Source organism: Nostoc parmelioides FACHB-3921, assembly GCF_014696625.1.
GTDB lineage: Bacteria > Cyanobacteriota > Cyanobacteriia > Cyanobacteriales > Nostocaceae > Trichormus > Trichormus parmelioides.
Genome location: NZ_JACJQL010000045.1, coordinates 20,200 through 32,255 on the forward strand (window position 1 = coordinate 20,200; position 12,056 = coordinate 32,255).

Annotated in this window: 11 protein-coding genes; 8 read left to right on the plus strand and 3 right to left on the minus strand. The window is 42.6% G+C overall.

Features of this window, described 5'->3' with window-relative positions:
- Nucleotides 1–38 precede the first annotated feature (38 nt).
- On the minus strand, nt 39–398 hold the full coding sequence (locus H6G14_RS23200) for a Dethiobiotin synthetase (RefSeq protein ID WP_190570043.1): 360 nt from the start codon (nt 396–398) through the stop codon (nt 39–41).
- Nucleotides 399–585: 187 nt separating this feature from the next.
- Complete coding sequence (gene crtD, locus H6G14_RS23205; protein WP_190570044.1) at nt 586–2,091, minus strand: C-3',4' desaturase CrtD; 1,506 nt, start codon at nt 2,089–2,091, stop codon at nt 586–588.
- A gap of 166 nt (nt 2,092–2,257) precedes the next feature.
- Between crtD and H6G14_RS23210 the strand changes: the two genes are divergently transcribed.
- From H6G14_RS23210 to H6G14_RS23220, 3 genes are all read left to right on the plus strand, one after another.
- A complete protein-coding gene (locus H6G14_RS23210; RefSeq protein WP_190570046.1) occupies nt 2,258–3,538 on the plus strand; it encodes a M16 family metallopeptidase in 1,281 nt (426 codons plus the stop codon).
- Between the two features lie 139 nt (nt 3,539–3,677).
- A complete protein-coding gene (locus tag H6G14_RS23215) occupies nt 3,678–4,541 on the plus strand; it encodes a fructosamine kinase family protein (protein WP_190570048.1) in 864 nt (287 codons plus the stop codon).
- A gap of 133 nt (nt 4,542–4,674) precedes the next feature.
- A complete protein-coding gene (locus H6G14_RS23220; RefSeq protein WP_190570050.1) occupies nt 4,675–6,825 on the plus strand; it encodes a single-stranded-DNA-specific exonuclease RecJ in 2,151 nt (716 codons plus the stop codon).
- A 40-nt stretch (nt 6,826–6,865) separates the two neighbouring features.
- On the opposite strand, the gene psb30 is transcribed toward H6G14_RS23220, so the two are convergent.
- Nucleotides 6,866–6,988 carry a photosystem II reaction center protein Ycf12/Psb30 gene (gene psb30, locus H6G14_RS23225; RefSeq protein ID WP_010999254.1) on the minus strand — a complete coding sequence of 41 codons (123 nt, stop codon included), beginning with the start codon at nt 6,986–6,988 and terminating at the stop codon, nt 6,866–6,868.
- Between the two features lie 126 nt (nt 6,989–7,114).
- Between psb30 and H6G14_RS23230 the strand changes: the two genes are divergently transcribed.
- From H6G14_RS23230 to H6G14_RS23250, 5 genes are all read left to right on the plus strand, one after another.
- Nucleotides 7,115–7,465 (plus strand): YkgJ family cysteine cluster protein, encoded by a 351-nt coding sequence (locus H6G14_RS23230; RefSeq protein WP_190570052.1) that lies wholly within the window; start codon nt 7,115–7,117, stop codon nt 7,463–7,465.
- A gap of 652 nt (nt 7,466–8,117) precedes the next feature.
- Nucleotides 8,118–9,800, plus strand: a complete 1,683-nt coding sequence (locus H6G14_RS23235; RefSeq protein WP_190570055.1) for a Mu transposase C-terminal domain-containing protein — start codon at nt 8,118–8,120, stop codon at nt 9,798–9,800.
- 3 nt (nt 9,801–9,803) lie between these two features.
- On the plus strand, nt 9,804–10,640 hold the full coding sequence (locus tag H6G14_RS23240; RefSeq protein ID WP_190570057.1) for a TniB family NTP-binding protein: 837 nt from the start codon (nt 9,804–9,806) through the stop codon (nt 10,638–10,640).
- A complete protein-coding gene (locus tag H6G14_RS23245; RefSeq protein WP_190570059.1) occupies nt 10,640–11,179 on the plus strand; it encodes a TniQ family protein in 540 nt (179 codons plus the stop codon). The genes H6G14_RS23240 and H6G14_RS23245 overlap by 1 nt, the downstream gene beginning before the upstream one ends.
- 171 nt (nt 11,180–11,350) lie before the next feature.
- Nucleotides 11,351–12,055, plus strand: coding sequence for an integrase catalytic domain-containing protein (locus tag H6G14_RS23250; RefSeq protein WP_190570061.1), 705 nt, complete (start codon nt 11,351–11,353; stop codon nt 12,053–12,055).
- Nucleotide 12,056: the final 1 nt, after the last annotated feature.

Below are 12,056 nucleotides of genomic sequence, written 5' to 3' on the forward strand. Positions count from 1 at the left end.
ATATCCCCGGTTTTCTAGAAAAATCGGGGATATCTCTGTTAAAAACTTCCAGGGGGTGGGGTTTGCCAAACACCAGAGAAAATACTTTCAGTAGCTAAAGCTATTCGTAGCAAATCTTCTTTGAGTAGTGGCGGCCAATCTACACCGGCTCTACGTCCTGCCACAAATAGCTGTTGAGCCTTAACGGTTAACTGATAAAGTGCAAAAACTAATTCTTTGTCCAGACTAGGGGAATCTTTCAGCGCCTCAAATACTACTTTCAACGCTAATAAAATTGAGGTAATTTGACCAGGCACTGGCGGTTTTCCATGTCTCATTCGCATCAACAAGGCATCAGGGTTTTCCTCACTTGCTATTGTCTGTCCTACTAGGAGTTTGTGAGCTATCTCGTAATTCATCTATCCAGCCTAGTGTAGATGTTTACACAATTAGATACTTATGTTACGCGAAATTTATTACTATCTAAAGTGTAAGTCTAGGATAAATATATCCTTATCTGTTAGGAGTTACACAGGTTTCATAAATTGCTGATTGAGTCAACAGTCAACGGTCAACATTGCAAGATTTTGGACTATGGACTATGGACTAATGACTAATTTGCCTAACTACAGTTAAGGCCGAGTAGCTGACACCGGCTGTCCCTTCTCCAGGGTGGGTGGAGTCACCAACTAACCACAGATGGTCAATGGGTGTACGATTCGCAAAACCAAAGGGGCCAAATGTGGGGATTCTTTGACCAATACCGCCGACTATACCGCGATCGCGTCCGGTGTAATGGGCGAAGGTGCGCGGTGTAGCAGCTTCTTGATAAATAATCGTTTCCGGTTTGAGATAAAAGTATTGAGCTAATTTGGCGATCGCTTCTTGGGTAAATTTCTGTTTCAACCCTGGGTAATCTTCAGTACTCCACCACTGTTGGGGGTCTACAAAGGATGAGGCGATGATTGTAGCTTGTCCTGCTGGCGCGCGTCCATCACCAGCATGACTGACAGACACAAACAAAGAGTTATTCTCCCCAATGGGGCCATCAGCATCATACAAAAACTGCAAATGGGGGGGACATTCGGGCGGGATAGCGCTAGCATCTACACCCAAATACACAACAAACGCCCCTGATGCTTGGGGAAGTTTATTGACGCGTTGTTTATAGCCTGATGGAACCTTGTCGCCTAATAGCTGCACTAAGTTCTGCACAGTCACGTTAGCAACTACATGGTCTGCTGTTTCTGTCCACACTTCGCCGGTTTTTTGGTTTCTGATAACGACAGCAGAGGCTTTACCGTTTTCTACCTTGATTTGTTCAACAGTATGGCGCATCAATAATTTACCGCCATCTCTTTCTAAGGCTTCGACTAGGCGATCGCTCAATACCTGCATACTACCTTCTAGGTGAAATAATCCCTGTGGTAGTTGGGACACACTCAACGCCGTTGCAGCATAAAGTAAAGCTGTCTCTTCAGCGTTGACTTGAGAATATAGCTTGAGTTGCAAATCCAAAAACGTCCTCAGTCGGTGGTCATTTCCCAACCCACACAACCTTAAAGCATCACCCACGGTAAATAATGTGAAGGGTACAGTAACTAAGGTACTGGGACGTACCGCCTGGGTTAACTGCCACAAATCCCATAAATTACGGGGCGGTAAAACTGGGTCACGTCCTTGAAACTCCCAACTGGCATCAAATAAAGTAGCCATCAATTGCCAAAATGGTTCACTCCCAGGAAATTGTCTTTGGCGTTCTTCTTGCCACTTCTCAGGATCACGCCAGACATTGATAGGTGTATTTTCCCCAGGTAAATAAACTGCACAAGCAGGGTCACAAGGTGTTGCATCTGGTAAATCTATTTCCAGTTCGGAAAAGATGCGGTGATGGATTCCCCCCGGTTCTAACCCTGCAACCTGAGTTGCACCCACATCAAAGGTGAATCCTTGGCGTTTAAATGTAGAAGCACAACCCCCAGGAACGAGGGCTTGGTCTAAGATCAGGACGCTGTAACCACGATGAGCTAATAATGCACCAGCCGTCAACCCACCAATTCCCGCACCAATCACAACTACACGGGGTTTATTTTGCTTAACAATATTAGACATTTAGTTTACAAAAATTAATATTACTACTCATAATTTTAATGCTCTATGGGTGTCAATGGTCAGTTGTTAGTTGTCCGTTGTTTTTCTATGAGACAAAGAAAATGCCCATACCCTAATCTCGTGGCGGATAATATGAAGTAACAGATCTGTTAACTCCCCACTACCCATGACCTCAACCCTGCGGAAACTGCCCCGACTTAATGCCCCAAAGCTACATACACTACCCAATGGTTTGACCATCATAGTGGAGCAAATGCCAGTTGAAGCCGTGAATCTCAGCTTGTGGATTGATGTTGGCTCATCTGTAGAACCTGATGCCATTAACGGCATGGCTCATTTCTTAGAACACATGATTTTCAAAGGAACTGAGCGCCTGGCTAGTGGTGAGTTTGAACGTCACATAGAAGAGCGGGGCGCTGTAACTAATGCCGCTACTAGCCAAGACTATACTCATTACTATATAAATACTGCTCCTCAAGACTTTGCCAAATTAGCGCCATTACAAATAGATGTAGTTTTAAATGCCAGTATTCCTGATGAAGCCTTTGAACGCGAGCGCTTTGTAGTCTTGGAAGAAATCAAACGTTCTGAAGATAACCCCCGCCGTCGCACCTTCCGCCGGGCAATGGAAACAGCATTTGCAGAGTTACCCTACCGTCGTCCAGTATTGGGGCCAGAATCGGTGATTTCCCAACTGACACCCCAACAGATGCGAGATTTTCACGCTAGTTGGTATCAACCCCAGTCAATCACGGCTGTGGCTGTAGGTAATTTACCGGAAGAACAGTTAATTGAAACTATTGTCGAAGGATTTAACCAACTCGAAAAAACTTCCCACTCCCCACTCCCTACTCCCCGCCCCCTCAATCTCGAACCTGCATTTACAGAAATTGTGCGTCGGGAATTTGTGGATGAAAGTCTTCAGCAAGCAAGACTAATCATGGTTTGGCGAGTTCCTGGGTTGAACCAACTAGAACAGACTTATGGCTTAGATGTTTTGGCGGGTATTTTGGCACATGGAAGAACATCAAGGTTAGTGCAGGATTTACGGGAAGAACGAGGACTTGTGACTTCGATTTCTGTCAGCAATATGAGTAATCGTTTGCAAGGAACGTTTTATATTTCCGCTAAGTGTGCGATAGAAGATTTACAAGCCGTAGAGGAAGCGATCGCCCAACATATCCGTAAACTACAAACAGAGTTAGTCACAGAAAAAGAAATCGCTCGTGTCCGTAAGCGTGTAGCCAACAGATTTATTTTTGGTAACGAAACACCAAGCGATCGCGCTGGATTATATGGATTCTATCAATCACTGGTAGGAGATTTAGAACCAGCCTTTAACTACCCAGCCCATATTCAAACCCAAGAAGCACCAGATTTACTCTTGGCTGCTAACCAGTATCTTTGCCCAGAGGCTTATGGTGTAGTTGTCATGAAACCAGCGTAGATTGGGTGTAGGGGTTTAAGGGTTTAAGGGTGTAGGGGTTTAAGGGAACAGATGATAATTTAATTAAATCAAGATACCTCATAAATACTATTCTTCTCCTAACCCCTATACCCCTATACCCCTATACCCCTAATTAACAATGTGGAATGAAATAGATACGCAAATTAGCAGGGTGACTGGCGAAAAGTTTCAGAGTCAGCAGAGGCGATCGGTTAGTGGTGGATGTATTAACCAGGGCTATGCTGTTTCTGATGGTAAATTGACGTACTTTGTCAAACTCAACCAAGCATCTCAAGTTGCCATGTTTGAGGCGGAAGCCCTGGGGTTAGAGCAAATGTTGGCGACCAATAGCATCCGTGTCCCCAAACCGATTTGTTGGGGGATTGCGGGTAACTCTGGCTACATTGTTTTGGAATGGCTAGAAATGGGAGGCGGTAACACCAATTCCTGGGAAGAGATGGGACGCAATTTGGCGAAAATGCACCAAGCTACCAGCCAGAAAGGATACGGCTGGGACATCAATAACACTATCGGTTCCACACCCCAAATCAACACTTGGACGGAAGATTGGACGGAATTTTATAGCAAACATCGCCTTGGTTATCAATTTCAGTTAGCTAGGCGACGGGGTGGTAGTTTTCCTAAACAAGATGAGTTACTAGGTGCGCTTCCAGAACTATTGGCAGATCATCAAGTACAACCAGCCTTAGTACACGGTGATTTATGGGGTGGAAATGCTGGATGTACAGTTTCAGGGGAACCCGTGATATTTGATCCAGCCACTTATTTTGGGGATAGAGAAGTTGATATTGCCATGACAGAACTTTTTGGCGGTTTCCCCGCAGCTTTTTACAAAGGTTATAACCAAGTATTTCCTTTAGATGCTGGCTATGAAAAACGGAAAACACTCTATAACCTGTATCACATCCTCAATCACTTCAATTTATTTGGTGGTGGTTATGCTTCCCAAGCCAATCGAATGATTGAGCAGATTTTGCATTGAATTGGCGATCGCATCAATTACGATATATTTGGTTTCGTTAGTAAGCTAATGCGCCCCTAAATCCCATAACTATTCATCAAGGCTGTTAACTGTTGACTGTTAACGGTCAACCGTCAACAGCTATAGTATTTAAATGCTAGACCGATTTCCTACGGAAGTATCAAAACCTCGGCGGCGCTTACCTAATCAGCGTTGGCAAATTCACTTACAAAAAACAGACCTAGCTCAAAAACTGGCAGATGTAACAAATCTTTCGTCTATTGTTTGTCAGTTATTGATTAATCGGGGTATTGAAACACCAGAACAAGCACAAGCATTTTTAGAGCCTGAATCCTTAAATTTACCCTCGCCATTAGCAGAATTTCCAGACTTGGCGATGAGTGTGGAGTTATTACAACAGGCGATCGCTTGCCAAAGTAAAATAGCAATTTGCGGTGATTATGATGCAGATGGGATGACTAGCACCGCTTTACTCTTGCGTAGTCTTCGCAGTTTAGGCGCTCAAGTAGATTATGCTATTCCTAGCCGGATGCACGAAGGTTATGGCATCAATAAGCGGATTGTAGAAGAATTTCATAGTGAAGGTGTCAGATTAATTCTCACTGTTGATAATGGGATTTCTGCATTTGAACCAATCGCTAGAGCCAAAGAACTGGGTTTAAATGTGATTATCACCGACCATCACGACATTCCCCAAAAACTACCACCAGCCGATGCAATCCTCAACCCGAAACTCATCGCTGAATCTTCACCATATCGGGGTGTAGCTGGTGTTGGTGTTGCCTATATTTTGGCAGTATCCTTGGCACAAAAGCTAGACAAAACCAAAGGCTTAATTCAGCCGATGTTAGCACTGTTCACCTTAGGAACGATCGCAGATTTAGCCCCCTTAAGTGGTGTCAACCGTCGCTGGGTAAAACGCGGTTTAAAGCTATTACCTAAATCCCAATTACCAGGGGTACAGGCGTTAATTCAAGTTGCGGGAGTACAAGCCACAGGTGAGGGTGTAGGGGTGCAGGGGTCTAAGGGTGTAGGGAAAGACAAACTAATACTCCCCGTCCAATCCCCAGTTACCACCCCTAAAACTCTCAAACCAGAAGATATCGGCTTTCGTTTGGGGCCGCGTATCAATGCGGTGGGGAGGATTGGCGACCCTTTGACAGTCATCGAATTACTGACAACGGATGATGAGGGGCTGGCGTTGGAACGCGCTATGCAGTGCGAACAGGCTAATACTAGTCGTCAGCAAATGTGCGAAGAAATCGAACAACAAGCGATCGCCCACGTAGAAGATTTGTACGCAACATCTCTACAGCAAGACCGGGTATTAGTTGTCATCCAACCCCATTGGCATCATGGTGTAATAGGTATTGTCGCCTCCCGCTTGGTGGAACGTTACGGCGTTCCCGTCTTTATTGGTACTTATGAAGATGAAGAACTAATTCGCGGTTCAGCGAGGGGTATCCCAGAATTTAATATATTTGCTGCTTTAGAATATTGTCACGACTTGCTGGGTAAATATGGTGGTCATAAAGCAGCAGGTGGATTTTCTTTCCCAGCTAGTAATTTACAGAAGTTGCGATCGCGTCTGTGTGAGTTTGCTAATCAATGTTTGCAACCCCAGCACCTCAAGCCGTTATTGCAAATTGATGTTGAGGCTAACTTTAATCAAATCCATCAGGAACTTTACCAACAGCTAAATTCTCTCCACCCTTGCGGTATTGATAACCCCGATCCGGTTTTTTGGACACCCAACGTTCAAGTTGTAGAACAGCAAATAGTTGGCAAAGGCCATATTAAAGTCACACTCAGCCAAACTATAAACGGTCAACAATATCAATTTAAAGCGATCGCTTGGCGTTGGCGTGATTATTACCCCTTACCAGCAAGATTAGATATAGCTTATAAATTGCGCGAAAATAACTTTAATGGCAATACTAGCCTGGAGTTGGAATTAATAGGTGTAAGACTGGCACAGAAACAACTTGAGGCGCAGTCCAACCAGTTACAACTTTTTTATCAAGCTTCTCCCAAACCTTTAAAAACCGCCTTCAAGCACAATCAACGTCAATATACTTGCGGGGTTTATCAAAATAATTCTCTTACCGAACTAAGAATCAAAAATTCAGATGGCAAAGTTCTAGTGATGCAGCCAGGAAGTACAATTGGATTACTAGGAACTAGTCGTGAAGATGCCCTAGAAATTGACCTAACCTTACCCCAATACGATTCTATTATTCAAGCTGCTATACAAGCATTATCAATGCTGAGTACTGAGTGCTGAGTAATAAATTAATTTCACCATCACTCAGCGCTCATTACTCTTATAGGTTGCCGTTGCGGAATGCCAGCACAAAAATCACAGCAGGCCCAGCAATGATTATTAGTGCAACAGAGGTTAGCTGGAAAATAACTTCCCAATTGATGTTGGCTAAAGCGTCAAACATTTGTCTCTATTCCTCCCAATTGTCTTAGAATTACTCAGTTGCAGTTGCAAAACCCGTATTAGATCATATCCGGCGATCGCCTGCAATATTTAATTTACTTAATAAAAGTATAGGAAAAAACATAAAATGGCAAACTGGCAATGCGTCAAACAATGTGGAGCCTGCTGCAATCTTGACCCAGCAGAACGCCCGGAAATAGAAGACTATCTCACACCAGATGAACTGGAACTTTACTTCAGCATGGTAGGCGAAGGCGGATGGTGCGTTAACTTTGACCATACCACAAGAGAATGTCGCATCTACTCAACGCGTCCCCGCTTCTGCCGCGTAGAGCCAGATATATTTCAGGATATGTATGGTATTGAATCAGAAGAACTGAATGATTTTGCTATTGAGTGCTGTCGCCAACAAATTGAGGGGGTGTATGGTGACAGAAGTTTAGAAATGCTACGTTTTGATAAAGCTGTGGGGATGTAAATTTATGTGAAGCTAGTTTTAATCTGAGATGTCTATTAAATAATTCTTTAAAACTGACAATAATTATTTAATGGACACCATTTGTCCATTAAATAATTATTGTCCACTTTAAAGAATTATTGTCATCTCTGCAAACCACATCTAAATCGCCATAACCATTATGTATGAAGGATTATGGCGATTTTCAGCCCATGATTATTCTCTGGTTACTTTTAAATCAAATGATGTCATAAATACTCTAAAATTTTAAAGTAAATGATGTCATATTTTTTAGGTACAGATTATGCCCAGAAAGTCTACCAGTCAACCTTTTTCAGGATTTGAGACTGAAGACACAGCACAAACGGAGGAAAAACAAACAAAGCATCTACTCGTTAACTGTCGATTGCCAAATTATTTGACCACTTGACAAATTAATGTTTTTGAAAATATTTCTCTCAAAACCCTTGCGTGGCAAGGGTTTTATTATTTTAGGCTCAACATACACAAGTTTAAATTTATTGCCAAAATAGCTGTCCTCTTTTGAAAAACTGCCAAAATATCTGTCCTTGTTTGAAAAATGGCTTAAGCTAACATTTTTACCAAAATTGACAAAATAATGTCTGCTTAATAGTACAATACAACTACGTTTGTATTAAACATAAATGTAAATATGCTGGATGATCCTCACAAGGGCGATCAAGAGCCAGAAACGAATGAGATAGTAACTGAAATATCAGCAGATGATAGGCATTTGTTGGAAATGATTCAGAAACTTCTAGAACCGTGCGATCGCATCACCTATGGAGAAAGACAAAGGGAGGTTGCAGCTAAACTAGGTAAGTCTGTGCGGACAGTAAGGCGGCTGGTCAAAAAATGGGAAGAGCAAGGTTTACCCGCACTTCAAACTACGGCACGGGCCGATAAAGGTAAACATCGAATAGATTCTGACTGGCAGCAGTTCATTATCAATACATATAAAGAAGGTAATAAAGGGAGTAAGCGTATTACTCCCCAACAAGTTGCGATTAGAGTACAAGCCAGGGCTGCTGAATTAGGTCAAGAAAAATATCCCAGTTATAGGACTGTGTATCGAGTCCTACAGCCGATTATTGAGCAGCAAGAGCAAAAAGCCAATATCAGAAGTCGGGGTTGGAGTGGTTCTCGATTATCAGTCAAAACTCGTGATGGCAAAGACTTATCAGTAGAACACAGCAACCATGTTTGGCAGTGCGACCATACTCTTGTAGACCTATTGCTGGTAGATCAGCACGGCGAACTTTTGGGTCGTCCTTGGTTGACAACAGTTGTAGATACTTACTCTCGTTGCATCATGGGAATCAACTTGGGTTTTGATGCTCCAAGTTCTCAGGTAGTTGCATTAGCACTACGTCATGCAATTTTGCCAAAGCAGTATGGGTCAGAATATGGACTCCATGAAGAATGGGGAACCTATGGTAAACCAGAGCATTTTTATACGGATGGCGGTAAAGATTTTCGCTCCAACCATTTGCAACAGATAGGTGTGCAGTTGGGATTTGTTTGTCATTTACGCGATCGCCCAAGTGAAGGTGGTATTGTTGAGCGTCCTTTTGGCACTTTTAACACCGATTTATTTTCTACCTTGCCTGGATACACAGGCTCAAATGTACAGGAACGTCCACAGCAAGCTGAGAAAGAAGCTTGTATTACTTTGAGGGAATTAGAACGTCTGCTGGTACGTTACATCGTGGATAAATACAACCAAAGTATTGATGCGCGATTAGGCGACCAAACTCGTTATCAACGTTGGGAAGCAGGATTAATCGTTGAGCCTAATTTAATCTCAGAAGAAGAATTACGTATCTGCTTGATGAAGCAAACCCGACGCTCAATTTACAGGGGTGGGTATGTGCAATTTGAAAATCTGAGTTATCGGGGAGAACATTTGGCAGGTTATGCGGGTGAAAATGTTGTACTGCGTTATGACCCTAAAGACATTACCACTTTGTTGGTTTACCGCCAAAAGGGTAATAAAGAAGAATTTCTAGCTCGTGCTTATGCTCAAGATTTGGAGACAGAGGAATTGTCTTTGGATGAAGCAAAAGCTATGAGTCGCCGGATTCGGCAAGCAGGTAAGGCTATTAGCAATCGTTCTATTTTGGCAGAGGTACGCGATCGCGACACCTTCGTCAACCACAAGAAAACCAAGAAGGAACGCCAAAAAGCAGAACAGGTTGTAGTTCAAAAGGCTAAAAAACCTGTGCCTGTTGAACCAGAGGAAGAAATTGAAGTGGCATCTGTTGACAATGAACCAGAATACCAGATGCCGGAAGTATTTGATTACGAACAAATGCGTGAAGATTACGGGTGGTAGAAAATGACTTCAAAACAAGCCCAAGAATTTGCTCAACAATTAGGTAATATTCCACACAATAATGAAAAATTACAAGCAGAAATTCAACGATTGAACCGAAAGAGTTTTATCCCCTTGGAGCAAGTGCAGATTCTCCATGAATGGCTAGAGGGCAAGCGTCAAGCTCGTCAATGCTGTCGAATTGTTGGAGAGTCACGCACTGGTAAAACCATTGCTTGTGATGCTTACAGGTTAAGACATAAGCCAATACAACAGCAAGGTAAACCTCCAATAGTTCCTGTTGCTTACATCTTAGTTCCGCCAGAATGTAGTTCTAAGGATTTGTTTACGCTAATTATTGAGCATCTGAAGTATCAAATGACTAAGGGAACAGTAGCTGAAATTCGAGAGCGGACTCGGCGGGTTCTTAAAGGCTGTGGTGTAGAGACATTAATTATTGATGAGGCTGACCGCTTGAAGCCGAATACATTTAAAGATGTTCGGGATATTGGTGAAGAATTAGAGATATCTGTTGTCTTAGTAGGAACAGATCGCCTGGATGCAGTAATTAAGAGGGATGAGCAGGTTTACAATCGTTTTCGAGCTTGCCATAGATTTGGTAAATTCTCAGGAGAAGAGTTTAAGCGAACTATAGAAATTTGGGAAAAGAAGGTTTTGCAGTTGCCAGTTGCTTCCAATTTGTCCAGTAAGACTATGCTGAAGACTTTAGGTGAGGCAACGGGAGGTTATATTGGTTTGCTCGACATGATACTCAGAGAATCAGCCATCCGGGCATTGAAGAAAGGATTACAGAAGGTGGATTTGGCAACTCTCAAGGAAGTAGCAACAGAGTACAAATAATGGAAGTTCCAAACATTCAACCTTGGTTATTTCAAATAAAACCTTTAGATGGAGAAAGTCTGAGTCACTTTTTAGGACGCTTTCGACGGGCAAATGATTTAACGCCTACTGGGTTGGGTAAAGCAGTAGGACTTGGGGGTGCGATGCCTGCGGCGGGCGGAGCCATCGCCCGTTGGGAAAAATTTCGGTTTAATCCCCCACCGTCTCGCCAGCAGTTGGAGGCTTTGGCTAGGGTTGTGGGTTTTGACGCTGATCGGTTAGCGCAGATGTTACCACCGACTGGGGTAGAGATGAAAATGGAGCCTATTCGGTTATGTGCTGCTTGCTATGCCCAGTCCCCTTGTCACAAGATTGAATGGCAGCTTAAGGTAACGCAAGGGTGCGCGAGGCACAAAAGAACTTTGTTGTCAGAATGCCCCAACTGTGGGGCAAGGTTCAAAGTTCCATCTTTGTGGGCAGATAATTGGTGTCAGCGTTGTTTTCTGCCTTTTGAGGAGATGATTGTCTTTCAAAAACCTATTTCTAAGCATGAAAAATAAAATAATCAATTTTTGCTCTTTTATGAAGTAATTATTGATTTTTGATTTCAAGAGTGGTAAGTTATGCTTTTATAGTATTTATGTACTAAAGAGTGCATTTCTGTACTGTAATGCCGGTAATTTTCATCTGATTAAAGGTGAATAAACGTAGGTAATTTAGAATGGAGAAAAATGATGATCCATAAAACTTTTGAAAGGCAGACTGTAAATGTAGACTATAGCAATCAAGTTTGGCAATGTGACCATAGTAAGTTAGATATCCTACTGGTAGACAAACATGGTGAATCTGTAACTCTTCCTTATTTAACATTGATTATAGACAGTTATTCGCGCTGTATTATGGGATTTCATCTAGGCTTTGATAGACCTAGTTCTCATTCCATTTTCTTAGCATTACGTCATGCTATTTTGCCAAAGCAGTATGGAAAAGAATATCAACTTAATGGCGAATGGGTAACATATGGTGTTCCTGAAATTCTTTGCGGTGATGCTAGCAGAGATTTTCGCTCTCAACGCTTAGGACAGATTTGTTTGCAGTTAGGTATTAATTATCGTCTGCGCGATGATCACCTCAGTCAAGGTGGATTTGCAGAACGTATTTTCCGGAGGATTAATACGGAGTTTCTGGCTGCTTTACCTGGATATATAAATTCCAACATTCAGGCCCAGTCCAGCCTAAATATAGCAGAGGAAGAAGCTTATCTGACTTTGCAGGAACTAAACTTACGGCTAGTTCGCTACATTGTTGATATTTACAATCAACAGCTTGATGCTACACAAGGAACCCAGACAAGGCTCCAAAGATGGGAATCAGGACTATCTACTCAACCAGTTATATTTAATGAGCAAGGCTTAGATATCTACTTGCAGAATTAGG

Coding starts and splice junctions, on each gene's coding strand:
- H6G14_RS23230 (WP_190570052.1), top strand. CDS start 7,115: ATGGCAAACTGGCAATGCGTCAAACAATGTGGAGCCTGCTGCAATCTT.
- H6G14_RS23235 (WP_190570055.1), top strand. CDS start 8,118: ATGCTGGATGATCCTCACAAGGGCGATCAAGAGCCAGAAACGAATGAG.
- H6G14_RS23240 (WP_190570057.1), top strand. CDS start 9,804: ATGACTTCAAAACAAGCCCAAGAATTTGCTCAACAATTAGGTAATATT.
- crtD (WP_190570044.1), bottom strand. CDS start 2,091: ATGTCTAATATTGTTAAGCAAAATAAACCCCGTGTAGTTGTGATTGGT.
- H6G14_RS23215 (WP_190570048.1), top strand. CDS start 3,678: ATGTGGAATGAAATAGATACGCAAATTAGCAGGGTGACTGGCGAAAAG.
- H6G14_RS23220 (WP_190570050.1), top strand. CDS start 4,675: ATGCTAGACCGATTTCCTACGGAAGTATCAAAACCTCGGCGGCGCTTA.
- H6G14_RS23245 (WP_190570059.1), top strand. CDS start 10,640: ATGGAAGTTCCAAACATTCAACCTTGGTTATTTCAAATAAAACCTTTA.
- H6G14_RS23250 (WP_190570061.1), top strand. CDS start 11,351: ATGATGATCCATAAAACTTTTGAAAGGCAGACTGTAAATGTAGACTAT.
- psb30 (WP_010999254.1), bottom strand. CDS start 6,988: ATGTTTGACGCTTTAGCCAACATCAATTGGGAAGTTATTTTCCAGCTA.
- H6G14_RS23210 (WP_190570046.1), top strand. CDS start 2,258: ATGACCTCAACCCTGCGGAAACTGCCCCGACTTAATGCCCCAAAGCTA.
- H6G14_RS23200 (WP_190570043.1), bottom strand. CDS start 398: ATGAATTACGAGATAGCTCACAAACTCCTAGTAGGACAGACAATAGCA.